The organism is Pelagibacterium sp. H642, from assembly GCF_031202855.1.
Lineage (GTDB): Bacteria > Pseudomonadota > Alphaproteobacteria > Rhizobiales > Devosiaceae > Pelagibacterium.
Map to the genome: position 1 here is coordinate 2,231,865 of NZ_CP101829.1, position 25,699 is coordinate 2,257,563.

The window sequence follows — 25,699 nt, forward strand, 5'->3', positions numbered from 1 at the left end:
TCTCAGTCGCTTCTAGCGCGGCAGCGTCGTCTCGCCCATCAGGTCGAGATCGATAGCCCGCGCAGCCTGCCGGCCTTCGCGAATGGCCCAGACGACCAGGGATTGGCCCCGGCGCATGTCGCCGGCGGCGTAGACGCCATCCACGGTGGTCTTGTAGCTGAAGGTATCGGCGAACAGATTGCCCCGCTTGTCGAGCTTGGCGCCCAGTTGTTCGAGCATGCCCTCATGGACCGGGTGGGCAAAGCCGATGGCCATCAGCACCAGTTCGGCCGGGAGAATGAAATCGCTGCCTTCGATCGGCTTGCGGTCAACGCCGACGCGGGCGCATTTGACGCCCGAGACGTGGCCGCGCTCGTCGGCGATGATTTCGACCGTGCCCGCCTGGAATTCGCGATTTACGCCTTCGGCCTGGGAGGACGAGGTGCGCATTTTGACCGCCCAATTGGGCCAGGAGGTCAGCTTGTCCTCCTTGACCGGAGGCTGAGGGCGGATGTCGAGCTGAGTCACCGAAATGGCGCCCTGGCGGAAGGCGGTGCCCACGCAGTCCGACGCGGTGTCGCCACCGCCGATAACGACGACGTTCTTGCCCGCGGCCAGGATGGGCTCCTCGGTGACCGCCTCGCCGCCATTGCGGCGGTTCTGCTGCACCAGATAGGGCATGGCATAGTGGACGCCGGCGTGTTCGGTGCCCTCGCAGCCCGGATGCCGGGGATGCTCGGACCCGCCACACAGCAGGACGGCGTCGTGATTTGCCTGAAGCTCCGAAAGCGGGCGGGTGATGCCGATATTTTCGCCGAAATGGAAGACGACGCCTTCGGCTTCCATCTGCGCCTGACGGAAATCGATATGATGCTTTTCCATCTTGAAGTCGGGAATGCCGTAGCGCAGCAGGCCGCCGGGCTTGGGCTCGCGCTCGTAGACGTGAACCTCATGGCCGACGCGGGTGAGCTGCTGGGCTGCTGCAAGACCAGCCGGACCGGCACCGACAATGGCGACCTTCTTGCCGGTCTTTTTGTCTGCAACCTGCGGACGGACCCAGCCGCCGCGGATGGCCTTGTCGGCTATGGCCTGTTCCACCGTCTTGATGGCGACCGGAATGTCCTCGAGGTTGAGCGTACAGGCTTCCTCGCACGGGGCGGGGCAGATGCGGCCGGTGAACTCGGGGAAGTTGTTGGTCGAGTGCAGATTGCGCGCGGCCTCTTCCCAGTCGTCATTGTAGACGAGGTCGTTCCAGTCCGGGATCTGGTTGTGGACAGGGCACCCCGTATCGCCATGGCAATAGGGAATGCCGCAATCCATGCAACGCGCAGCCTGGTTGCGCACCTCCGGCTCGGTGAGCGGGATGGTGAACTCGTGATAGTGGCGCACGCGGTCCGAGGCCGGCTCGTAGCGCTGCTCCTGGCGATCGATCTCAAGAAAGCCCGTAACCTTACCCATTGGCTTTCTCTCCTTTATTCGGCTGCGGTGGGGCGCGAGCGGCCCGTGCGCAGATCTTCCATTTCCTGCATGGCGCGGCGGTATTCGACCGGCATGACCTTCACGAACTTGGGACGGTATTCCTCCCAATTGTCGAGGATCTGTTTAGCGCGGGTCGAGCCGGTGTAATGCAGGTGATTGCTGATCAATTGGAACAGGCGCTCGTCGTCATGCTTGGTCATATCGCCCGAGACGTCGACGCGGCCGTGCCATTCGAGGTCACCACCATGGTGGTGGATCTTGCGCATCAGCTCTTCTTCCTCGGCCACCGGTTCGAGATCGACCATGGCGAGGTTGCAGCGGGTGCCGAAATTGCCTTCTTCATCAAGCACATAGGCGACACCACCGCTCATGCCGGCGGCAAAGTTGCGGCCGGTCTTGCCGATGACGACGACGACACCGCCGGTCATGTATTCGCAGCCATGGTCACCGGTGCCTTCGACGACGGCCACGGCGCCCGAATTGCGCACGGCGAAGCGTTCGCCGGCGACGCCACGGAAGTAGCATTCGCCTTCAATGGCGCCGTAGAGCACCGTGTTGCCCACGATCATCGATTCCTCGGGTACGATCTGAGTCTTTTCCGAAGGACGGATGACGATGCGGCCGCCCGAAAGCCCCTTGCCGACATAGTCGTTGGCGTCCCCGATCAGATCGAAGCTGATGCCGCGGGCGAGGAAAGCGCCAAAGCTCTGGCCGGCCGTGCCGCGGAAGGTCACCGAGATGGTGTCCTCGGCGAGGCCCTTATGGCCGTGCTTCTTGGCGACTTCACCCGACAGCATGGCACCGGCCGAACGGTTGAGCGAGCGGATGGGCATCTCGAACTGGACAGGTGTCCGGGTGTCGATCGCTTCGCGCGACTTGGCGATCAGCTCGCGGTCGAGCACGGCCTCAAGGTGATGGTTCTGGAACTCGGTGTGATAGATCGAATCTCCGCCGATCGGCTCGGGCTTATAGAAGAGCTTGGAGAAATCGAGCCCCTTGGCCTTCCAGTGATCGTTAAGCCGGGTCTGGTCGAGCAGGTCGGAACGACCGATGATCTCGTTGATCGAGCGCGCACCCATTTCGGCGAGCAACTTCCTGACCTCTTCGGCAACGAAGAAGAAGTAGTTGATGACGTGCTCGGGCGTGCCCTTGAAGCGCTTGCGCAGAACCGGGTCCTGGGTGGCGATGCCGACCGGGCAGGTGTTCAGGTGACACTTGCGCATCATGATGCAGCCGGCCGCGATCAGCGGCGCGGTGGCAAAGCCATATTCGTCGGCGCCGAGCAGCGCGCCGATCAGAACGTCGCGCCCGGTGCGGAAGCCGCCATCGACCTGCAGCGCCACGCGCGAGCGCAAGCGGTTTAGGACGAGGGTCTGGTGGGTTTCGGCAAGGCCGATCTCCCACGGACCGCCCGCGTGCTTGAGCGAAGTCAGCGGAGCCGCACCCGTGCCGCCATCAAAACCCGAAATGGTGATGTGGTCGGCGCGCGCCTTGGCGACGCCTGCGGCAACCGTGCCGACGCCGACTTCGGAGACGAGCTTGACCGAGACATCCGCCTCGGGATTGACGTTCTTGAGGTCGTAGATGAGCTGAGCCAGATCCTCGATCGAATAGATATCGTGGTGCGGCGGGGGCGAAATCAGGCCGACGCCGGGGGTCGAATGGCGCGTCTTGGCGACGACCCAATCGACCTTGTGACCGGGGAGCTGACCGCCTTCGCCGGGCTTGGCGCCCTGGGCGACCTTGATCTGCAGCATATCGGCGTTGACCAGATATTCGGTCGTGACGCCGAACCGGCCCGAGGCGATCTGCTTGATGGCGGAGCGCTGCGGGTTCATCGATCCGTCGGGCAGGGGCTTGAAGCGCTCGGGATCCTCGCCGCCTTCGCCGGTATTGGACTTGCCGCCGATTCGGTTCATGGCCATGGCGAGGGTGGTGTGAGCCTCGCGCGAGATCGATCCGAAGCTCATGGCCCCGGTCGAGAACCGGCGCACGATGGCTTCGGCCGATTCCACCTCCGAAATGTCGACGGGTCCGCCCAACGGGTTGATGGTGAACAGCGAGCGGATCGAAAGCCGGTGCGCGTTCTCGCCATTGGCGGCGCGGGCAAAGGCGTCGTAACGCTCCTGGGCGGTTTCGGGCGTTTCGTCCTTCAGCCGTACGGCGTGCTGGAGATCGGCAATGGTGTTGGGGCCCCAGGCATGGGCTTCGCCGCGCATGCGATAGGCATATTCACCGCCGACATCGAGCGACTTGCGCAGCACGGCGTCGTCGGAAAAGGCCAGCTTGTGCCGGCGCAGGGTTTCCTCGGCCACCTCATTGAGGCCGACGCCCTCGATGGTGGTCGCGGTGCCAAAGAAGAAGCGCTTGACGAACTCGGTCGAAAGCCCGACCGCGTCGAAGATCTGGGCGCCGCAATAGGACTGGTAGGTCGAGATGCCCATCTTGGACATGATCTTGAGCAGGCCCTTACCCACCGACTTGATGTAGCGGTAGATGACCTCGTTGGAATCCACCTCGGAGGGGAATTCCTCCTCGTTGTGGAGCGCGGCCAGCGCCTCGAAGGCGAGATAAGGGTTGATCGCCTCGGCGCCATAGCCGGCCAGAACCGCGAAATGGTGCACTTCGCGGGCTTCGCCCGTTTCAACCACGAGGCCCGATGAGGTGCGCAAGCCCTTGCGGATCAGGTGATGGTGCACCGCAGCGGTCGCCAGCAGCGCGGGAATCGCGATGCGGTTGGCGGAGACCAGCCGATCCGAGAGGATGATGATGTTGTAGCCGTTGGTGACGGCCTGCTCGGCGCGTTCGCAAAGCGCTTCGAGCGCCGCTTCCATGCCGGCAATACCCCTGGAGGCATCATAGGTGATGTCGAGGGTTGCGGTATGGAATTGGTTGTCGGCCATGTCGCCGAGCGCGCGGATCTTTTCGAGATCCTCATTTGTGAGGATGGGCTGACGCACCTCGAGCCGCTTGGTGGTCGATAGGCCCTCAAGATCGAAGAGGTTCGGGCGGGGCCCGATGAAGGACACCAGGCTCATCACCGATTCCTCGCGGATCGGGTCGATGGGCGGGTTGGTGACCTGCGCGAAGTTCTGCTTGAAATAGGTATAAAGCAGCTTGGGCTTGTCCGAGAGCGCCGAGAGCGGGGTGTCGGTGCCCATCGAACCCACGGCTTCCTGCCCGGTCGTCGCCATGGGCTCCATCAAAAGCTTGACGTCTTCCTGGGTGTAGCCGAACGCCTGCAGGCGATCGAGCAGGCTTTCCGTCGTCGCGGGAGCCTTGGGCTCGGTTTCGGGCAGGTCCTCAAGCACGATCTGGGTCTTGGCGAGCCAGTTGGCATAAGGGTTCTTGGCGGCGAGCGCCTTCTTGATCTCGTCGTCGGAAACGATGCGGCCTTCCTCGAGATCGATGAACAGCATCTTGCCCGGCTGAAGACGCCAGCGCTCGACGACGTCTTCTTCGGGAATATCGAGGACGCCGGATTCAGAGGCCAGGACGACGTGGCCTTCCTTGGTGACCAGATAGCGAGCCGGACGCAGGCCGTTGCGGTCGAGCGTTGCCACGACATAGCGGCCGTCGGACATCGACATGGCGGCCGGGCCATCCCAGGGCTCCATGAGCGCTGCATGGTATTCGTAGAAGGCGCGGCGCTCTTCATCCATGAGCGTATTGCCGGCCCAGGCCTCGGGCACGAGCATCATGGCGGCGTGGGGCAGGGAGTAGCCGCCACGCACGAGGAATTCGAGCGCGTTGTCGAAACAGGCGGTGTCGGACTGGCCCTCATAGGAGATTGGCCAGATCTTGGAGATCTCCTCGCCAAAGGCGGGGGAGGCGACCGATGCCTGACGGGCGGCCATCCAGTTGACGTTGCCCCGGATGGTGTTGATCTCACCATTGTGGATCGTCATCCGGTAGGGGTGGGCCAGTTTCCAGGACGGGAAGGTGTTGGTGGAAAAGCGCTGGTGGACCAGCGCGATGGCGCTTTCGAACGCCTCGTCGTGCAGGTCGGGATAGAACTTGCCGAGCTGGTCGGCCAGGAACATGCCCTTATAGACGATGGTGCGGGCCGACATCGAAACGATGTAAAAACCGTTGTCGCCCTGTACCTCGGGGATTTCCGAATAAACGGTGTTGGAGATCACCTTGCGCACGATCAGCAGCTTGCGCTCGAAGGCGTCAACATCTGCGATATCGGCGGGGCGGGCGACGAACATCTGTTCAATGATCGGCTGGGTGGCGATCACACCTTCCGAGAGCGCTGAGTTGTCAAACGGGACGACGCGCTCGCCAAGCACTGTCAGGCCTTCGGATCGGATCGTCTCGCGCACGAGGTTGGCGCAGCGATCACGCAGGCCGTCATTGGGGTAAAAGATCATGATGGGCGCATAGGCGCCCTTTTCGGGCAGGTCGAAATCGGTGATCTTGTCGAAGAAGGCGTGCGGAATCTGCACGAGAATGCCCGCGCCGTCGCCCATGAGCGGATCGGCGCCCACGGCGCCGCGATGCTCAAGGTTCTCGAGGATTTCGAGGCCCTTCTGCACCACTTCATGGCTGGGCTTGTTCTTGATGTTGGCGATCATGCCGATGCCGCAGGCATCGTGCTCATTGGCCGGATCATAAAGACCCTGGGCGGTAGGATTACGTTTGGTCGCGGGGGTGCCCTGAATCTGCGCAGCCGCCTCGATCAAACTCTTGTCCATTTCACCCATCGCCAGGTCCTCGCCAAAGTTAACGGAAGATTGCGTTTGCAGCTTCCGTGCAGGTCGCTCGCTCGGGTCGTACAAGGATCAATGTACGGCTCGGGTGAGCAGACCGGTTATTTACACTGGAGCGGCGCTGCATCCAAATGGCCGCTCAAAACGAACCCTTGTTCGGGTTCCGCCAGGCCGCTCCTTCCATTGAAATGGGCGGGCTTTGGGCCGGCGACGCAGTTCGTTCCGGGAGACGGTCGATCCTGCGATTTGTTTCCGGGGCACCTGTTCGGCATCCCGGCAGGTTTGTCCTAGCACAGCTTGTGCCGGATGGCCCCTGTTTTGTCAATAATGGACAGCATTCCTGCCCTAATTTTTGCGCGACATTGGCAGATTTTTTGCGCGGCGGCAAGAGCGGTACGGGGGTTTTAGGATACGCAGTCCAAAACGGCAACGGGCGCCCGGCCAGAAGGCCGGACGCCCGCTTCAACGTTCGGGAGGAGGAACGTCGGGATATGAGACGGTTTAGTTGACCGTCTTGTCCTCGATGGTCTGAGCGCCGTTGCCCTTGATCTCGATCTGGCGCGGACGCTTGGATTCGGGAATCTCGCGCTTGAGATCGATGTGGAGCAGGCCGTTTTCAAGCGAAGCGCCGGAAACCTCGACGTAATCGGCAAGCTGGAAGCGCAGCTCGAACGCGCGCTCGGCAATGCCGCGGTGGAGGAATTCGCGCTTGTCGCCATTGGCGGCGCGGGAGCCCTTGACCTGGAGGCTGTTCTCCTTGGTCTCGATGGCAATATCGCCGGACGAGAACCCGGCAACCGCAATCGTCACGCGGTAAGTGTCGTCACCGGTGCGTTCGATATTGTAGGGCGGGTAGGTCTTGGCGTCTTCGCCGACAAGATTGTCGAGACGCGAGAACAGGCGGTCAAAGCCGACCGTGGAGCGGTAGAAGGGGGAAAAATCATAGCGTTGCATTCTGTGTTCTCCTGGACGTAGCAAGAATCACGTTCACTGCTGCCGGCGGATCGCTCCCATGATTGGCAAGCGAGGTGTCGGCGGCGTCCCCGGATCATCCGGCGGACAGGTTTGAGATAGGTGTCGATTTTTCCGCTTCAAGGGGTGCAAAAGATCCGATTTTCGACGCTGAACCGAATATGAATGAAGCGCTCGGGGAGCGTTCAGGGGCCAAGGGGTAGAAGGGGGCATGTGATCCCGGAAACGGGGTCATGCCAAAGGCGCAGGCGCCGTTCACCGCCCCCCGCAACGGCGCCTGCGTACTTTTCCCTGCTCGTTCTGGCCTCGTTTACCTCAACTGGATATCCTTGCCGCTTCCCAAGGAGACGCACCGGTGAACATGGCCGCAACGCAATCCGAACCCAGCCTGGTTCATCTTCCATCCAATCCCGTGCCGCATGGCGCCCAGGTCGGTTATTTCACGACCAGTGACCGGGTGCGCTTGCGTTACGCGCTTTTCCCCCGGCTGGACGAAATTGCGCGGGGTACGATCGTCCTGATGCAGGGGCGGACCGAGTTCATAGAAAAATACTTCGAGACCATCGTCGATTTCCAAAAGCGCGGCTTTGCCGTTGCGACCTTCGATCTGCGCGGGCAGGGCGGTTCGGATCGCCTGATCGGCAACCGCACGCTCGGTTATGTGGAAAATTTCGACGACTACTGGACAGATCTTAGAGATTTCCATTCGGGCATCGTGCTGCCCGACTGTCCGCCGCCCTTCTATCTCGTCGGCCATTCGACGGGCGGGCTGATCGGGCTTTTGGCCGCGACACGCGATCGGCTGATGTTCGACCGGGTGTTCCTCTCCTCGCCCATGGTCAGCCTTCCGGGCCTGCCCTTGTCGCTTAAATGGTCCTCGCGGCTCATCAATGCCGCGCGGTTCCTGGGCCTCTCGAGGATGCCGGTCGGCCGGCGCGAAGAAAAAGCGCAGAGCGAGGACCGGTTCGAGAACAATCCGCTGACCTCGGACAAGGCGCGCTATATGCGCAGCGTCGAAATCCTCGCGGCCCGGCCGGAATTGTTCGTGGGATTTCCCACGCTCGCCTGGATCGGCTCATCGCTCGCCGCCATGCGGCGGGCCAATGAGGACGACTTCCCCCAAACGCTCAAGATTCCCGTGTTCATCTGTGCGGCGGCGCTCGATAGCGTCGTCGAGACGCGGGCAAGTGAAGCGCTGGGCCTGCGCCTGCGGGCCGGCCATCATGTGGTGATCCCGGGCGCACGGCATGAACTGTTCATGGAAGCCGATGCGATCCGGGCGCAGGTCCTGGCCGCGTTCGACGCATTCGTGACCGAGCAATCGGCCTAATCAAGCATGGCTTCGCGCAGCAGCCGCATGGCTTCGGCGTGCAGTTCTGGCGTTGCCGCGGCAATGCAGGTGCCGCCCTGTTCGGCGCGCCCGCCATCCCAGGTGGTGACCACCCCGCCGGCCGCTTCGATGATGGGGATGAGGGGGGCGATATCGACGTCCTTGAGGCCTGCCTCGACCACGAGATCGAGATGGCCGGTGGCCAGAAGACAATAGGCGTAACAGTCGAGCCCGTAGCGAACCTGCAAGACCCGCGGAGCAAGCGCCGTCCAGGCCGAAAGGTGCGGACCGGTAAAGAGCTCCGGCGAGGTGGTGCTGGCGCGCGCCTGGGTGAGGCGGGTGACGCCGCTTGCCTTGGCGGGCAGGTCCGTTCCGTTGCGGGTGTGGCGCAGCCGGCCGCCGACCGCCAGCCAATATTCGCCGGTATAGGGCTGTTCCATGAGCCCGGCGATGGATCTGCCCTCATGGGTGAGCCCGATCAGGGTGCCCCATACCGGAATGCCGGAAATGAAAGCCCTGGTTCCATCGATGGGGTCGATGATCCAATTGTATGGCGTCGCCGTAGCTTTGTTATCCCATTCCTCGCCGATGATTCCATGATCGGGGAATCGGCTGGCGATGATCTCTCGAATGGCGGTTTCGGCGGCGCGATCGGCCTCGGTTACCGGATCGAAGCCGCCGGCGAGCTTATTATCCACAACAAGTTTCGTGCGAAATCGACTGAGCGTCGTGGGCCGGGCGGCGTCCGCGCAGGCCAGCAATGTTTCGGCGATGGCCGCGTCGGAAAGCATGGAGGGTGACGAAATTGTCATGGGGAACCAAAATGTTGCAGGAACACGGATAATCGCCGTCTAGACGCGATCAAATTCCATTTCGTTAAAAATGGCTTTACAGAAGTGATTCCTTTTTGCAACAGCGCGGATCGATTGCGAGCATCGGGGGAGCGGCAGGCTTGCGCTTTGGCGAAAAAAGGTTCAAGCACGATATTGCATGATGGATTGGTGACTCTTTTCGGCTCCGCCGTTCTCTGTCGCCAATGTTTCCTCCCTTGACTTGGGCCGCCCAGAGCGGCCCACTCTTTTCTCCATTCAGCTTATTCGGCCGCGAGCTGCGTGCGCGCCAGGGCCACTGCATCGAAACGCACGAGCGTGGCGAGCAGAGTTTCGGCAAGCTGCTGCATCAGCGGAAATCCCTGATGCTTGGCGAGCGTGAGCTCATGCATATAGAGGTGACGGGAGAATTCGATCTGCAGCGCGTGGATGCCGTATTGCGGCCGTCCATAGGTGCGCGTGGTGTGGCCGCCCGCATAGGGCCTGTTGCGCGCCACTTTGAGTCCGGCACCGGCAAAGACCATTTCGACCGTATCGATCAGGACCGGGGCGCAGGTCGTTCCATACCGGTCCCCCAGAACCACGTCGGGCGCCGTGCGGTCGTTGCCGCGGTTGAGCCGGGGCATGGAGTGGCAGTCGATCAGTACGGCGACGCCGAAATTGGCGAGCGTTTCGCTCAAAAGCGTCTGCAACGTCTTGTGATAGGGTTTATAGATGCCCTCGATGCGCATCAGCGCATCTTCGAGCGTGAGCGGCTCACGATAGATGGGGCGGTTTTCTGAGACGATGCGGGCGATGGTGCCCAAGCCGGCGGCGATGCGCGGCGAAGCGGTATTGAAATGATCGGGCAGCGGCTCGCGGAACATGCGCGGATCGAGTTCGTAGGGCTCGCGGTTCACGTCGAGATAGGCGCGCGGGAAATTGGCGCGCAGCAGCGGAAGGCCCATGTGGGGCGCTCGCGCGAAGATCTCGTCGACATAAGCGTCTTCGGAATGGCGGATCGTTGTTTCGTTGAGCCGCGAGTGCTTGAGGAAGCGCTGCGGATAATCGCGGCCCGAATGTGGGGAATTGACCACGATGGGAGCGAGTTGGCGTCGCGGGCGCACGGTTTCGAACGCAGGTCTGTCGAAATAGTCTGATTGCACGTATAACCCCGAAGCCGCGCGAACGAATAAGCGGATGACCATTGAGTTTGCACCGCCCCGCCACCGTTGTCCACAAAAGCGGTGGCCGTCGACGCGATTGTGACTGTTGCGTGGGGCACCTGTTTCGTAAAACATGCGAATCATGGCCGGAACGGCTGAGAACGTGAACTAAGAACCCAGGCTGAAGGGTGACCATGAACCGGATTTTGCTGGCCGAAGACGATGCTGACATGCGCCGGTTTCTCACCCGTGCGCTCAAGAACGCCGGATATGACGTCGTGGCTTTCGACAATGGCAAATCGGCCTATGAGCGGTTGCGCGAGGAACCGTTCACGCTGTTACTCTCCGATATCGTGATGCCGGAAATGGACGGCATCGAGCTGGCGCGCCGCGCCACCGAACTCGATCCCGATCTCAAGGTGATGTTCATCACCGGCTTTGCCGCCGTCGCGCTCAACCCCGATAGCGAAGCGCCCAAGGGTGCGTCCGTCTTGTCCAAGCCCTTCCATCTGCGTGATCTGGTGGGCGAAGTCGAGCGCCTGCTGGCGGCCTGATCGGATCGGTTGCCGGGGAGTTGGCGCGGCCGTCACAAAACGGCAAAAACCTATTGACCCCGACCGCCCTTTGTGGTGTATCCGCCCCACGTTCCGCCGCTGGCGGAATTCTCGAGAGAGTGGGCGTATAGCTCAGCGGGAGAGCACTACGTTGACATCGTAGGGGTCACTGGTTCAATCCCAGTTACGCCCACCATTCTCTCTCCCCGCCTTGGCGGGGGCGGTCCTGATGCAAGGGCCTTTCGCTGGCACCGTCTTCAGGCGGACATGCCGAGCGGGTGTGTAGCTCAGCGGGAGAGCACTGCCTTCACACGGCAGGGGTCACAGGTTCAATCCCTGTCACACCCACCATTTATCTTACTTCTTTTCCGGATAGCTCTTCGCTGTAGACAGTGATCTGCGGTTCGTCTGAACCAGGATGGGTCTTAACGGCGTCATCAGCTCGGGTCGAACCCTGCGGAGCGGGTGTGTCGACCCCGTGAAGTATGATTAAGACATCCTTACCAAGTGGCGTTCCACACTGGGAGCATTGATTCACGAGAGTGATGGGGGCTTCCATGAGGAAGGTCATTGTTGGGGGCGTTTGCCTGGCCGTCGCGCTGGCGGGGTTGGTGTTCGTCATTCCCTTGGCGTTGAGTTCCGATGCGTTGCGGACCGCCCTCGCGCGACAGCTTTCCGACAGCTCGGGAGCGCAAGTCTCTCTCAACGGGCCGATCCATTTCTCGGTGCTTCCCGATTTCGGGGTCGTGGCCGAAGACCTTTCCTATGTATCGGGCGATGGCGCAATTTCGGTATCGGCGGCCCGGTCGGTTGCGTCGGTTGAGCTGATGTCGCTGTTTTCCGATCAGATACGCATCACGGGCATCGAATTGCAGAGCCCGCGCATCGTGCTGGCCGATGCTTCACAGGCCGAACCCGGCTTGGAGCCGGAGCCGGCAACCCAAGGACAGGATATTTTCGAAGTGGCGGCTGGCTACCTCGAAAGGTTGGCGATCGACCATTTGGATGTCATCGACGGTGAGGTTGCCCAAAATCGTGAGGGTGCCATCGAACCCATCGCCAGTGACATTGATCTGCGCCTCTCGGTCCCAGGGATAAGTGAGCCGGCGTCGCTTGCTGTTTCTGGCACCGTCGACGGCAATCGGATGGAGCTTGCGGCAGATATCGGATCGCTCCGCGATCTTTTAAATCGCCAACCCGCCACCTTCTCGCTGTCGGCGAAAAACGAACAGCCTCCGCATCCGATTCTCGCAGACCTCGCAGCCTCTGGGAGCATTGAGCTTGCCCAGGACGGCAGCTATCGCATTACCGGTGGTGAAATCGACTCGATCGGGCAGACGATGCGGCTCGATGTGAGCTATGCGCCCGGCGATCGCCCTTTCGTCATGGCAAGAGTTGAGGCGGGTGTGCTGGACTATTCCGATTGGCAACCGGCGCAAGCAAACGCTGGCGCCAGCGAAACCGCTCAGGCGTCGAGCGGCGGCGTGGATCTGTCGGCGCTCCGGGGCTTCGATGCCGATATCGAATTGCGCGCTGAGGCCATGCAGGTCGGTCAAGCCATCGCTCGCGACGTTATCATCGGAGCGCAACTCCAAAATGGCGAGTTGAACGCCAATGTCAGCTCATCAGAGATCGCCGGCGGAAGCCTCGACGCGGGCCTGCGCGTGGACCTCAATGCCGATCGCCTCCAATCGAGCGGCACTTTCGATATCGCTTCCATCGACATTGAGAGCCTCATGGCGTTGGCCGGGCAAACGGCGCCAGCCACTGGCCAGCTGTCGTCGCAACTGGGTTTCGCCTTTTTCGGAATGGATGCGGAGGCCATTCGCAACTCGATCAACCTACGGGGTCAGGTCTCGATTTCCAACGGAAGGATCGAAGCGCCGCAACTGGCGGATGTCGCAGGGTCGGGTGCTGGGATAATCGACGCGCTCGATGCCACGGCGCGGATCGAGGATATCCGGCAGCCACTGGCCGTTTCGGGCGCGGCCCAATGGAACGGCGAGGCGATCGGCTTTGACAGCACGCTCCCGCTGGCCGATCTGCTCATGGGGCAGCCGGGCACCGCGGCAATCGATTTCAGGTCGCCGCCGGTCAATGCAAATTTTTCCGGAACGGTGGCACTCAACGGTGCCGCCTCCGGAAGGGCGGAAATTTCGGCGGCTTCCCTGAGCCGCGCCCTGGGCTGGTTCGGCCAGGACACTGGAACGCCGCTGGGCAGGTTTGCCTTTTCCGGCGATATCGCCGTCAGTGATACCGAATTCGCCCTCAGCGAGGCCACTATTGGCCTTGATGATATCAATGCAGGGGGCTCACTATCGGTCACGAGAGTGGGTAAGCCGAAGGTCACGGCGGCCCTGTCGGTCGACACGCTGGACTTTACCCGACTGACAGGTGGGAGCACGACTGCGGCTCCGACCAACTCGGGTCCCTCGGACATCGACCTTGCCATATTGCGGCAGTTCGATGCCGATATCCGGCTTACGGCCAATCAGATCGGCTACGGCAGCATCAAGGCTGGCCCGGCAACAGCATCGCTTTCGGTGGCTGATGGTGTCGCCAGACTGTCGGTGCCCGAGGCTGCGTTCTATGGCGGTGGCGTTACGGCCAATGTGACGGCAAACGGCGCAGGCGACGTTCCGGCCATAGAGCTTGTCGCCGGCATGGAAGGCGTCGAGTCGCTGCCGTTCCTGACCGATGCGGCGGGTTTCGAGCATATCGAGGGCAAGCTAACGGCGAACGTGCAGGTGAGTGGCGCTGGCGATAACAGCGAGGCTTTCGCGCGGTCGCTCAAGGGCCCAGTGAGCGTGATGTTTTCCGATGGCGCGGTGCGGGGCATCGATGTGGCGGGCCTCGTGCGCAATGTCCAATCGCTCATCAATGGTGGTTATACCGAGAACGCTGATGCGAAGACCGAGTTTGCCGAGCTTTCGGTATCTGTCGGGATCGAAAACGGGATCGGGCGTTTCGATGATCTGAGACTGCTCGGGCCATTGGTGCGCATGAGCGGGCAGGGCAATATCGATCTTGCCGCCCAAACCATCGATGTGCGGCTCGATCCGCGGGTGGTTGGATCGCTCGACGGGCAGGGCGGCGAGTTCGACGTTTCTGGACTCGGCATGCCGGTCATTGTGACCGGCGCGCTTGCCGGCCCGAGTATCTATCCCGATGTTTCGGGCATTCTGGCCAACCCCGACCAGGCGTTGCAGGCAATTTCCCAACTGGGCGGCAATATCGGCCAACTGGCGGATGGGGCATCCGAAATCGATCTTGAGAACGTTCTTGGAGGGGGCACTGATGCGATTTCAGACAGCGTTCTGACGGGACTCATCGGCGGCCTCACCGGCAGCGCGTCGGAAGAAGCGAAAGGCGCCATTCCGTCGGGCGGACAGGAACTCCTCAACACGCTGTTCGGGGAGCAGAGCGACGAGCAAGCCGCCCAAGCGCCGGAAGCACCAGCACAGCCTGCCGGAATGGCTCCTGAGACTGAGAGCATCGCTGCTTTGCCGGCCGATCCGTTCCCTCTTCCCAGACAGGATCCTCGAACCGGCCAGGCGGTCGTATCCGACGTCACGCAGGAACCGGCCGAGCAGCCTGATCTGACCGATAGGCTTATCGACGCGGTCGCACCTCAGGTCGCGCCGGAAAACGCCGATTCGATCAGGAACCTTCTCGAGCAGCTTGGCGCGCCTTAATCGGATCTTTCGACCCGTGTAACCTGGCCGTATCCCGTCAGGGCAGGTGGTGCGTTGCGGACGACCTAGATCATTTCCAAAGGGTGCTTGGAACGTGGTGGCGGGAAGACGCTATCGAGCAAGGTGCGATCGGCATCGGTCAACGCGATTTCGAGCGAACGTAAGTTCTCCGCCACTCTTTCAGGCCGACTGCTCTTGGGAATGGCAACGACGCCGGGTTTGTCGAGAACCCAGGCCAAAGCAATTTGCGCCGTCGTGGCGCTATGCGCCTTGGCGATCTCATCGAGGGTGTTGTGGTGAGCCAGGCGACCCTGTTCGATCGGCGAATAGGCCATGATCGGCATCGATCGCTCTCGACAATAACCAAGAAGGTCATGTTCGATCCCCCTGCGCGTCAGGTTGTAGAGCACCTGGTTTGCCGCGCAATCTCTGCTCACGGCCTCAAGGTCTTCCATATCGTCGACATCGAAATTGGACACGCCCCAACGCGCGATCTTGCCAGCCTTCTGCAAATGCTCGAAGGCCCGCACTGTCTCCTCGAGCGGAATCCCACCACGCCAATGCAGCAGATAGAGATCGAGACGATCGGCGCCCAAACGCTTGAGGCTGTTTTCGCATGCCCCGATCGTTCCCTCATAGCTGGCGTTCGAGGGCAGCACCTTGCTCACCAGATAGAGGTCATCCCGGCGTCCTGAGATAGCCTCACCAACGACAAGCTCGGCTTCTCCGTACATTTCGGCCGTATCGATGAGCGTGATCCCGAGATCCATCCCGGCGCGCAGGGCGGCAACCTCGGCATCGAACGTGTTGCGATCCTCGCCCATACCCCAGGTGCCCAGACCGAACACCGGCATATGCGAACCATCGGGGAGTTTGGTCTGCGAGATTTTGATCATGGTTCAGTTCCCCTGAAGTCGCGGTTCCTACAAGCCAGCTCAGAATTCAAGCGCGCTGGCTGCCTCTTGAAATACTGCGGGGAGTATCTCGCATAAACGAGATACGTAATGTTTGGATCAGAATGCCCAAGAAATTGCGCAATATCGCTCATAGGAATTCCCTGCTCCGCCATCCAGACTGCGGCGAACCCTTTCTTGATGTCCTGCACCTTGTGGCCTGCATACTCTCTCACATAGGGCGACACGGCGGCTCGCCTAGCCTAGATGAGCTCAGTCTTCAGTCGGTCAGTCCTCGGGATGGGCTCGCGACCCTTGCGATTTCGTTCTCCGACGACACCAAGCCGGATTTGTTCACGCTCAAAATCGACCCGATCCCACGTCAATTACAGAATTGCGGTTTTCCGACCAGCGGTGGACAAGGCCAGCGCCATGAAAAGACGCACACGAGCCTAGCAGCTTTTGCAAACTCTCCCTGCTCGCGTAGGGTGTCGATCCCGGGGCGGCGGCTGGCTAGGCGCCTCAAAAACGGCACCCTGAACTCCGCGCCAGTTAAGTGCCTGTTGAACGATATTGAGGTCCTTCGGGATGGTGCCGTCGCTGGTGGGACGATCCCGAACCTGTTCACTTTCTTTCTGCGGATGTGGATGGGATGGGTTTGCCGCGTGATCTGGTAGGGCCGAAAGTGCGAGAAACGCCATTATCACCCATCCTCAGCAAATCCGGGGCTTTCCAAAGGGCGAATTTGACGCGGAATAGGGGGTCGGATAGCCATTCCAGCGAGGCATTTGGCTCAACTCGGCAGTTCCGGATCCTGCCGATATTGTATTCTTCATCCTGCCGATATTGTATTCTTCGGCGCACGCGAAGCGGATTTTAAGTCAACGCCGCTCCGGGCCGCGCACGTTAACCATGATGTAGCGCCGCGCTTGAGTCGAACGAAGCGTTAACCATGAAAACTATTGGCGCGTGACTTTCGAAATCATCTCGCCCATATAGGGATCATCGCGGCTTTTCAGTCGACCCGCGCCGCCCGTTCAGGGCGGTCCCCGCCGATGCGGCTAACATCGAACGAGGACCTGACTGGTCACCCTTGGCTAGAAGGCTAACCAGCTATGATTACCTATATCGCTCCCCGCGCTCTGCGGGAATCCCTTCCGGATTGTTTTGCACGCTCTCTCCGTCCCGTGCCCGAGCCTTTTGGCGCGCGCGCGTCTTCGGCGCTTTCGATCGCCGGCTAGAGCTTAAGCAAACCGCATCTCATCCGACATGCCACGCTGATCGCGGCCGCCCTTCCGGCGCGTCCCTGATCGGCAGGGTCTTCGACTGAACCCCTGACGTCCGCATCCGCTGACGAAACGGGGCACGGCGGAGCTGCATGTCCTTGTCCCGGAAGGACACATCATGACTATTTCCTCCACCCCGGCCCTGCCGAAAACTTTTGCCGCGCTCGCAGAGCCGTTCGATGCCCTCGCTGAAACCGCTGTCGCGCGTTTCGCTTATGATGCGAGCCGCATCGACCCAACTTTCGGCCCGCATGGCGAGCTGGCGGCGCTTGTGCGTTCGGTGACGACCCTGGAAGGCGGCTTGATGGAGCAGGGGCTGCGCATGCTCCTTGATTCCAATCCCCGCTTCCTTGTGATCGAACCGGTCCTCAAGCTGCCGATCATCGACGAGGCCATGGCGGCGGTCAGATCGAACGACTTCAAAGCCCTGGCCGCGGTTCGTTTCGATGCCAAAAGCTATACAGCTGTGCACTACCGCCCCGATCTCATCGTGCTCGAGCCGGCGGCAAACACTGCGCACATGATCGAGATCAAGCGCTGTTCGGAGAGTTTCGGCAAGGGCTATCTCAAGAGTCTCGAAACCAAGATGCGCGCGGCGACCCTGGTGCTGCCGCATATGCTGTTTGACAATGGCTATCCCGGTGTCGGCAAGGTCACCATGGCGATTGTCGATTGTGAGGATTCCGACCGCCGGGTGCCGGTGATCGGAACGAGCGATCTCGACCACGAGTTCAATTGCCCCGGCCTCGGTGAGGCGCTGGGCTATCTGCGGCTCCGGTTCGCGCAAAAGGTCCAGGCCCGCATCGCCGCCTGCATTGAGCGCGGCACCCGCGTCCCCGGTGCGCCGCTTGCGGCTCAAAAGGAGAACTCCGGAAGCGACGTTTTGGCCGATGAAACCAGCGCGCCGTCGGCAATGTCGACTGCGCCTGGATCCGAAACGGCACCGCGCTTGGGCTCGGTGACGGTCACCCTGGCGCGCAAGCATTCGGGCCGCGGGAAAGGTGAACGCACGATCTCGAACTCCGTGCCGTCTCCGGCTCCTCAAGACAGCCCTTGCCAGCCCAATGCGCGGGCACTGCGTGGCAAGCAGCAATTTCCCGCCAGCATCTCGACGGGCAAGATCGATCCCGAACACCCCGGCGAGGACCCGGCGGCGATCATCGCGATGGCGGTGCGCATGGGGTTGATGGGCCAGGTCGATCGCACCGGCCTGCCGGCGGCGCTGCGCGACGCGTTGCGGGATCTCGCCGAACAGGGTGAGCCGGCTGCCGAAATGGTGCTCGACTGGCTCGACCGCGTGCTGCTCTCGAAGCTCTCAAGCGACGCCGGCAGCGCCTGAGCGCTCGGGCCGGGCGGTGCGCCCGGCCGCTCCCTTTCTCATCCTTACCCAACCGCAGCGCCCAGGTGGCGCGCGCAAAGGAGCAATCCATGTCCCGTTTTCCCCGCCCTCTCGCCGCAGCCGAACGCAAATCGGCCGGCCAAATCCTGCCGAAAATGATCGTCCGCAACGCGCTGGGCAACCGTCTGCTGCGCCGCATCGCCGACATGGAGACAGCAGCTGTTGGCGTCATTCTCATCGTGCCGAGCCAAACCTGGCTTCCCATCGTCGTTCAGGGTCTCGGCGATTGTGCGCCGAACGCAATCGTTGAGGAAATCAGATCCGGCCGCATGGCGCGGGCCGCTGACAGAAACGCCAATCTGCTCGATGCGCTTGGCGATGGCCGGTCGGCAATCGCCGTTGCAGTCGAGCCGGAGCTGATCGCCCGTGATTTTCGGGCCGCTGCCGATCACTTCATCGCAATCGAAAAGTTGCCAATCGGTCCGGTTCGCAAGGCAATCGCAGAGGTGACCGGGCAGCGCGTGCGTGGCCTCATGCAGTCCGATATTGACGGGCTTGATCCCATGGCGATCGTTGCGGCAATCCGCAATTGCACCAAGTCGCGCGAAGCTGTCGAACGCATTCGCCAGCTGCGCACGCGCCTGTCCGCGCCGCAGATCTCGGCCGCCGTGCCCGGGCTCGACGAACTCCCGCTCGTCGGTGAGGTCCGCGACTGGGCCGACGGCATGCGGCAGGATCTGGAGGGCGTGGCGCGGGGGAGCCTGCCGATATCCGGGGTTCGCTTCGGCGTGCTCGAAGGCCCTCCGGGGACGGGCAAATCGCTTCTGGGCGAGGCGCTCGCGAAATCGAGCGGCTGGCAGTTCCATTCGACGAGCGTCGGGGGCTGGTTCAATGCCGGCGATGGACATCTGGGAGGAGTGACACGTGCGGCGACCGAGTTCTTCGATGGTTTGGCCACAGGGGGCAACGTCATCGGCTTTCTCGATGAGCTCCAGTCGATTCCTGATCGTGCCTCACTCGAGAAAAGGGCGCGCGAATGGTGGACGCCAGTCGTCGATAACGTGTTGATCCAGATCGACCGGGTCCGAAAGTCCGGCCGAAACATTCTCCTGCTCGGGGCGTGCAACCATTACGACTTTCTTGATTCCGCGTTGATTCGCGGTGGACGGCTGGAAACTCGCATCAGCGTGCGCCCGCCGAACACCGCGGAGGAAGCCAGAGAGGTTCTTGATTTCTATTGCGGGGCGCGCGTGCCCGGGGATGGGCTGGACACGATTGCCAATCTGATCGTTGGCTTGGCGCCTGCAAACATCGAGTCAGGTGTGCGCCAGGCGGAGGCATTGGCGCGCCGCGCCGGGCGGGATTTAACGGTCGACGATCTTCTTGCCGGCTTTGGGCTGGAGGTGCCCGACACGCCCGATGCGCTCTGGCCCATTGCCGTGCACGAGGCAGCGCATGCAGTTTTGGCGCTGCGGTTGGGCGCTGAAATTATCTCGGCTTCGATCTTGCCGAATGACGGCTCGAAGGGCGCTGTGGCGACCGACTGGGGCGACACCCCGATCACCCGTGACCGACTTGAGGCGATGGTCAAAGTCGGATTGGCCGGTCGCGCTGCCGACGAGCTTCTGGGCTCTGGTCCAAGTGCCGGCGCACGCTCGGATCTGGTGCATGCAAGTGGCCTGCTCACGAGCGGGCGGTATGAAATGGGTCTCTACGACCGCCTTGGGGTATCCACCGGCCTTGGCAAAGTTCATGACGACCAATGGTTAGAAGACCAGTTGTCGCGGCTCATGGAAGAGGTCCGGCAGCTGGTGCGCGAGAACCGTGAGGTGATCGAGCAGCTCGCAGAAGCACTCATCACGAAGAAACTGCTGCGCGCGAAGGATCTTATGGCGTTCATGGGAGCAAAACCATGAACTGGAAGCTGCTGATCGAGCGCCTTGAGGGTGCCTACTCGACCAACACGATCCGGGGTTACAAGAGCGACTTCGAACAGTTCGCAACGTGGTGCCGCCGCAAGCGACTTCGCGCGCTTCCCGCGGAGCCAGCTACGATCGCCAAATTCGTCGACGAACACAGCGACAAGCTCAAGGCAAGCACGATAAAAAGGAAGCTTGTTGCCATTAGTAAGCTTCACCGCCTGGCCGGGTATGCGTCTGTCGCCGATGCTGAAGAGGTGCTCCTGGCGGTGCGGCGGGTCAAGCGCGCCCGGCCCGGCCGCCCGCGCCAGGCACTGGGCATCACATATGAACGACGCGAAAAGCTGATGGCTCAATGCTGCGACGACCTGATCGGTTTACGGGACCGCGTGCTGGTGGCGGTTGGCTTCGACACCCTATGCCGCCGGAGCGAGCTGGTGGCGCTTCGTGTCGAAGATTTCCAGCTCAATCCTGGTGGCACGATGTCTGTTTTGGTTCGGCGTGCGAAAAATGATCCCGAGGGCTTGGGACGTGTTGCCCATCTCTCGCGCGAAACAACGACGGTTGTTCAAGATTGGCTCGCGACGACGCAGATCGAGCGCGGCCCGCTGCTGCGGCCGATTTACAAGTCAAAAGCGGGATGCCGCTATCTTTCTCCTAGCGTGGTTGGGAGGGTGCTCAAACGATTGTCGGCGCAGGCCTACAACGCAGACTTGGCCCGCAAGGTAAGTGGCCACTCGCTCAGAGTCGGTGCGGCACAGACTCTTACCGCGAGGGGCGTAGGTTTGCTGCCGATCATGTCAGCAGGTGGCTGGAAGTCAGCAAACATCGTGGCGCGGTATGTTGAAAATGTCGATCAGAACCTATGGCAGTAGTTAGATGGCTCCCTTGCGCCTCTTTGGGTTTCAGACTGCTTGTATCTGCACCCATAAGTGCGAACGGATTCCGTCCGGGAGCTATTCGTGAGATTGTGTTTGTAATTCAGCGCGCAAGGCGGGGTGGAGCAGAACGAATTGCGATCGAAACAAATGGCGAGACGAGGGCACCACGTCGAGATCGTCTCACATGAAAACCGTGGAGCTAGATTGGGAGATCGCACGATGTCACCATATCACCGGCAATGATGCCTATGAGAATCGTCGATTTGGCCTGCCTTGCTTTCGCCGAGCGACCTATTTAGAGAGGGCGCGCGCCTATACCTCAAGCATCCAAGGTGAACTCGTGAAAATCCTCGAATCCCTCTTTTCCGAAACCAGGTTCGACCGGGTGATCCACCTTGCCCCACAAGCGGGCGTGCGCTATAGTCTAGGAGACCCGCACTCCTATGTGTAGTCCTATCTTGTGGGCTTCACCCACATTCTCGAGGCCTGCCGTCACGGCTCTGTCGGACACCTCACCTGCGCGAGCACATCGGGTGCTTACGGGGCCAACACCAAAATGCCCTTTTCCGAACATCATGGTGTCGATCATCCGCGGCAGTTCTACGCAGCAACTAAATGCGCGAATGAATTAATGGCCCATTCCTATTCCCGCCTTTTCGGCCTTCCGACCACGGGACTGCGTTTTTTCATCGTCTATGGCCCTTGGGGCCGGCCGGATATGGCGCTGTTCAAGTTCACGCGCAAAATCCTCGCCAGAGCGCCGATCGACGTGTTCAACTACGGCAATCATACGTGCGATTTCACTTATGTCGACGATATCGTCGAGGGCGTGATCCGCGCCTCTGACACTTCCGCCGTGTTCGAACCAGCGTGGAATGCGGCCTCGCCCGATCCTGCGACCTCGAACGCTCCGTTCAGGCTTTTCAACATTGGGAATTCCGATCCAGTCAAGCTGGGCGGCTATATCGACGCTCTGGAAGACGCTTTGGGCAAGAAAGCCATCCGCAATCTGCTGTCGCTGCAACCGGGTGACGTGCCCGATACCTTTTCAGACACGACTAACCTAACAAAGCCACCGACTACGCGCCAAAGACTTCGATCCGCGAGGTGTTCGCCGCTCCTCGGGTGGTATCGCGCGTTTAAAAGCGAGGCATAGGCAGGTCTGTGCTCAAAGCTGGAATAATTTCGTTACTTAATAAGCTTGCTAGTGTGCTCGCCGCATTCCTTTGCTCTGTTGTTATCGCTCGTTCTGTCGGACCTGAGGAATTTGGTAAGTATACGTTATGCATATCTGTAATTCTAATGATGACGATTGTCGCACAGGCAGGTATCCCCAAGTTCCTAACTCGAGAAACAGCCTCTAATCTCTTTAATAAGAATTGGGCTCTTCTGTCTGGAGATATGCGCCTTGGGGGAATCCTGGCGGGTTTTGCTGGTGTTTTAATCTCAGGCATTGCTGCCGCTGCAATCACACTTTTGTTTTCGAGTGACGTGCAATATAATATTTTCTTGTATGGGATCCCACTAATAATAATAAACTCTATTGGTGCAGTTCGAGCGGGAGTCGTGCGAGGGCTTGGAAAAATTGGATCAGGTTTGTTTCCTGAAATGGTTCTTCGTCCTGTTCTTACACTTCTAATCATGTTGCTGTTTGTTATCAGCGTTGATATTGTTTCTGCCGAGCATGCTGTAATTGCGAATGTATTGGCGTCATCAATATCTTTGGTGATCGGCCTGGTTGTTCTAAATTTGTTGCTTCCGTCCGATGCCAAAGCCGCAGTCCCCACATACCAAGTTCGGCGCTTTAAGCGTGCACTTCCTATCCTTGTAATGGTCTTTTTAGATGAGGCCAACCGTCAGATAGGTGTCATCGTCCTTGGTCTCACGGCAACATCATTCGATGTCGGCATATATAAAGTGGCTATGCAGTTCTCCAATCTTCTTCTTTTTGGGATAGCTGCCTTGGACGCGTCTTCTTCGCCCTACTTCTCTCGAATAAGGGAGAGCGGAGAACTCAATGTTCTACAGCGAGCCGCCAAGTTTAACTCCCGTGTAATTTGGATTGTTACTGCCCCCGCCATCCTGATGATCGTCACTCTAGGCCCCGCGTTCGTAACGTTAATATTTGGATCGGAGTATCAGGGGGCTTACGCTCCCTTATGCATTTTAATAATCGGTCCGGCTGCTTTGGTAGTTGCCGGAAGCGCGAGCACACTCCTCGTGATGACAGGCCTAGAACAAGATGCGGCAAGAAACCTCCTGTTAGGCAGCATTCTTCACGTCTCTCTCGTGCTGGTGCTCATTCCGCTTTGGGGGAACGCTGGTGCAGCCGCAGCCTCGTCGGCCGCCTTGACTTTTCAAGCATATCTTATGTGGCGTTCCTGCGCGCTAAAACTTAAGGTGGAGCCCAGCATCTTTCCAGCGCGGATGGAAAGAAAAGATGCAGCGTAGATTCGTGAACCCTCCCTTTTTCTCTATAATACTGGCGATTTTAGCGTCATCTCCCGCGATAAGCGAGATTCTCCTTTCGGCACTGCCGCCATCGGGCGTGTTATTACTTTCAGTAATAGGATTGCTACTAGTAGCTTCAATGATATTTTATCGTGGAGACAATGTAAAGACCATTACCATAATAACATGTGTTCCTATATATTTGTCGGTTTATCTCAATGTTCTTCTGATTGGCGACCTTCAATATGGTGGGTTTAAACTTTTGACTGGGCTCTGGTTCCCAATCATATGCTATGCGTTGACGCCCAAGTCGTTGCATTTGAAAGGGATATTGCTTGGCGTGTTGATTTTTGCGTCAGCAGTTGCTGTGTCTGCGATATTCTATAAGAGCTATGTAGGCGGATTTTGGCAACGTCCTGTACGGTTTGGACTCTTAGGCTCCATTACCTTTGCATGGATGATGGCCGCGGCCATGCTTGTGAGCATTTGGCTGGCAGTTGAGGAGAACAAGCGTCGTTATGTTATGCTTTCCATTCTATTCGCCACTCTCATGCTTTGGTCTGGATCTCGAGGGCCAACTTTATTGTCTCTACTCGTCGCATCGGCGTACGTTTTCTACAAACGACCCGCCATAGTAGTAAAATCGTTTTTCGTGGGCGTTTTAGCATTTTTTCCGGTTATAATTCTTTATCCAGAACTTCTAGATAATAGGATTTTATTGATAGTGTCTCGATTGATCGATGCGGCCTTCGAGTTGAACCTTGTCGAGGCATGGGAATTGCTAGGCCTGCGCGGGATATATTGGGGGATGGCATTTGCAAGCCTGACACAATGGCCGTTTACCGGAATCGGACTGGGAAATTTTCCTCAGATGTGGCCGAATGCTGTTCACATCTACCCGCATAATTTTGTTCTTGAAGCGCTTTCGGAACTTGGTTGGGTGATTGGAGTGATATTGTTTTCAACCATCCTCTATCGGGTGATTAGAAAGAGAAATATAGTCACGCTACTTGCAGTTCAGTTTGGAGTTTTTCTTCTGGTGAGCGGGGATTTGTCATACGCGCGTTACATGATTTTTTTTCTCCTTTTGTCGGGGGGCGTGGGAAGGCATTTTCCTTCGTATCCTGATTTCAGTCAGTATAAAGAGGAAGTAGCTTGAAGATATTCATTCCACTTGTGGGGCAGTTTACTAACATCGGGGATACTCTCCATCGAAAAATTTTGATCAATTGGCTGCGGGAGAGCGGAGATCTACATCTATACGTTGGTAATGCCTCGGATTCATTCTTGTCAGGGCTGGATTTAAGCGGGCGAGAGAAAATTGTACGCAATCCGATGGCATGGTATTGGGCGGCGTTGACGTCGGGTCCGTCAAGTGTGTTGTTTTTTTGTCCAGGGGAGGTCTCAGCATCCTACCGTCGTGTGCTTAAGGAATTAGTGTTTCTGCCACTTATTTTGAGCTTTTTTTTAAAACGAGGTGTGTTCCGGGTCGGGATAGCGTTCCGCGAGTACTCTTCGTTCGCAATGCGCCTATTGAACGCTGTTTATCGCCGATCCCGCCTGCTGGTATGGAGAGATTGCAATTCGTATCGTAAAGCCAAGTCTGGACACCTCTATCCAGACCTGGGGTTCTGGGCCCAACAGGTTTGTGACAATTCGTCAGAAACCATCTCCATTTCGTACCGGGGAGATCGCCCCCTGCCGCCGACTGAGGTCTTCCGAGCGATCGCGGAGTTCTCGCAGGCCAACGCTGTCCCTATTATCGTTTTTTCACAGGTAAGACGTGACAATGGTGCTGCTCAAGAATGTGCCGAGCTCCTTCAAAAGGTTGGTGCGGAACCGTCCTTGTTGCTTTGGGAAGATGATATAGATCATAGGACGCAGGAAGAGCGCATGAACCAGGTGTATTCGCGGTCCATGCTGACGGTAAGCGACCGACTGCATGCCTTAATTATGGCGTCTTGTCGCGGAGCAATACCGTTGTGCTTAACGGCGGCAGTAAACCCGAAGGTAGAGGAGCATTTCTGTGCTATTGGATTAAAGGACATAGCACACGGGGTCAGTGGAAAGAGTGCAGTTGAAATTCATTCTGTAATCGAAGCGCAATGTAGTCGAGGTGCGGAAATTAAAACTGAGGTAGTAAAGGCGAGAATAAAACTATCGGAACTTCGTCAACTCGTTAAAAATACTATCAGATAGAAAATCCACAAGTTCAATTGCGGCCAATTGTC

The 25,699-nt window shown here is 59.4% G+C and carries 17 protein-coding genes and 2 tRNA genes; 13 read left to right on the plus strand and 6 right to left on the minus strand.

Annotation, left to right across the window (positions count from 1 at the left end; translation table 11 throughout):
* Positions 1–12 precede the first annotated feature (12 nt).
* From NO934_RS11030 to NO934_RS11040, 3 genes are all read right to left on the minus strand, one after another.
* Positions 13–1,437, minus strand: a complete 1,425-nt coding sequence (locus tag NO934_RS11030; RefSeq protein ID WP_309160005.1) for a glutamate synthase subunit beta — start codon at positions 1,435–1,437, stop codon at positions 13–15.
* Between the two features lie 14 nt (positions 1,438–1,451).
* Positions 1,452–6,158, minus strand: coding sequence for a glutamate synthase large subunit (gene gltB, locus NO934_RS11035; RefSeq protein ID WP_375143248.1), 4,707 nt, complete (start codon positions 6,156–6,158; stop codon positions 1,452–1,454).
* 516 nt (positions 6,159–6,674) lie between these two features.
* A complete protein-coding gene (locus tag NO934_RS11040) occupies positions 6,675–7,127 on the minus strand; it encodes an Hsp20 family protein (protein WP_309160007.1) in 453 nt (150 codons plus the stop codon).
* A gap of 379 nt (positions 7,128–7,506) precedes the next feature.
* On the opposite strand from NO934_RS11040, the gene NO934_RS11045 reads away from it, so the two are divergent.
* Positions 7,507–8,475, plus strand: a complete 969-nt coding sequence (locus NO934_RS11045; RefSeq protein ID WP_309160008.1) for an alpha/beta hydrolase — start codon at positions 7,507–7,509, stop codon at positions 8,473–8,475.
* On the opposite strand, the gene hisN is transcribed toward NO934_RS11045, so the two are convergent.
* Together hisN and NO934_RS11055 are read right to left on the minus strand one after the other, a co-directional pair.
* Positions 8,472–9,266 (minus strand): histidinol-phosphatase, encoded by a 795-nt coding sequence (gene hisN / locus NO934_RS11050; RefSeq protein WP_309163703.1) that lies wholly within the window; start codon positions 9,264–9,266, stop codon positions 8,472–8,474. The two genes, NO934_RS11045 and hisN, sit on opposite strands and share 4 nt — an antisense overlap.
* A gap of 302 nt (positions 9,267–9,568) precedes the next feature.
* Positions 9,569–10,492, minus strand: coding sequence for an N-formylglutamate amidohydrolase (locus tag NO934_RS11055; protein WP_375143249.1), 924 nt, complete (start codon positions 10,490–10,492; stop codon positions 9,569–9,571).
* 152 nt (positions 10,493–10,644) lie between these two features.
* Here NO934_RS11055 and cpdR point away from each other — a divergent pair, with 152 nt between their 5' ends.
* From cpdR to NO934_RS11075, 4 genes are all read left to right on the plus strand, one after another.
* A complete protein-coding gene (cpdR, locus tag NO934_RS11060; RefSeq protein ID WP_309160010.1) occupies positions 10,645–11,004 on the plus strand; it encodes a cell cycle two-component system response regulator CpdR in 360 nt (119 codons plus the stop codon).
* Positions 11,005–11,125: 121 nt separating this feature from the next.
* A tRNA-Val gene (locus tag NO934_RS11065) sits at positions 11,126–11,200 on the plus strand.
* A gap of 80 nt (positions 11,201–11,280) precedes the next feature.
* Positions 11,281–11,355 (plus strand) — tRNA-Val (locus NO934_RS11070).
* 206 nt (positions 11,356–11,561) lie between these two features.
* Positions 11,562–14,699 carry an AsmA family protein gene (locus NO934_RS11075; RefSeq protein WP_309160012.1) on the plus strand — a complete coding sequence of 1,046 codons (3,138 nt, stop codon included), beginning with the start codon at positions 11,562–11,564 and terminating at the stop codon, positions 14,697–14,699.
* A gap of 65 nt (positions 14,700–14,764) precedes the next feature.
* On the opposite strand, the gene NO934_RS11080 is transcribed toward NO934_RS11075, so the two are convergent.
* Positions 14,765–15,595: an aldo/keto reductase gene (locus NO934_RS11080; RefSeq protein WP_309160014.1), complete on the minus strand. Its 831-nt coding sequence runs from the start codon at positions 15,593–15,595 to the stop codon at positions 14,765–14,767.
* Positions 15,596–16,996: 1,401 nt separating this feature from the next.
* On the opposite strand from NO934_RS11080, the gene NO934_RS11085 reads away from it, so the two are divergent.
* The 8 genes from NO934_RS11085 to NO934_RS11115 all read left to right on the plus strand — a co-directional run bounded on the left by NO934_RS11085 (position 16,997) and on the right by NO934_RS11115 (position 25,667).
* Entirely contained in the window at positions 16,997–18,217 is a 1,221-nt protein-coding gene (locus NO934_RS11085; RefSeq protein WP_309160015.1) for a hypothetical protein, read from the plus strand.
* Positions 18,218–18,546: 329 nt separating this feature from the next.
* A complete protein-coding gene (locus NO934_RS11090; RefSeq protein WP_309160016.1) occupies positions 18,547–20,133 on the plus strand; it encodes an AAA family ATPase in 1,587 nt (528 codons plus the stop codon).
* Entirely contained in the window at positions 20,130–21,011 is an 882-nt protein-coding gene (locus tag NO934_RS11095; protein ID WP_309160017.1) for a tyrosine-type recombinase/integrase, read from the plus strand. Before NO934_RS11090 ends, NO934_RS11095 begins: the two co-directional genes overlap by 4 nt.
* A 190-nt stretch (positions 21,012–21,201) precedes the next feature.
* Positions 21,202–21,468, plus strand: coding sequence for a hypothetical protein (locus NO934_RS20650; RefSeq protein WP_375143250.1), 267 nt, complete (start codon positions 21,202–21,204; stop codon positions 21,466–21,468).
* Positions 21,469–21,477: 9 nt separating this feature from the next.
* Positions 21,478–22,173, plus strand: a complete 696-nt coding sequence (locus tag NO934_RS11100) for an NAD-dependent epimerase/dehydratase family protein (RefSeq protein WP_375143251.1) — start codon at positions 21,478–21,480, stop codon at positions 22,171–22,173.
* A gap of 8 nt (positions 22,174–22,181) precedes the next feature.
* Positions 22,182–23,468 (plus strand): oligosaccharide flippase family protein, encoded by a 1,287-nt coding sequence (locus NO934_RS11105; RefSeq protein ID WP_309160018.1) that lies wholly within the window; start codon positions 22,182–22,184, stop codon positions 23,466–23,468.
* Positions 23,458–24,627, plus strand: coding sequence for an O-antigen ligase family protein (locus tag NO934_RS11110; RefSeq protein ID WP_309160019.1), 1,170 nt, complete (start codon positions 23,458–23,460; stop codon positions 24,625–24,627). The genes NO934_RS11105 and NO934_RS11110 overlap by 11 nt, the downstream gene beginning before the upstream one ends.
* Positions 24,624–25,667, plus strand: a complete 1,044-nt coding sequence (locus NO934_RS11115) for a polysaccharide pyruvyl transferase family protein (RefSeq protein ID WP_309160020.1) — start codon at positions 24,624–24,626, stop codon at positions 25,665–25,667. The genes NO934_RS11110 and NO934_RS11115 overlap by 4 nt, the downstream gene beginning before the upstream one ends.
* Positions 25,668–25,699: the final 32 nt, after the last annotated feature.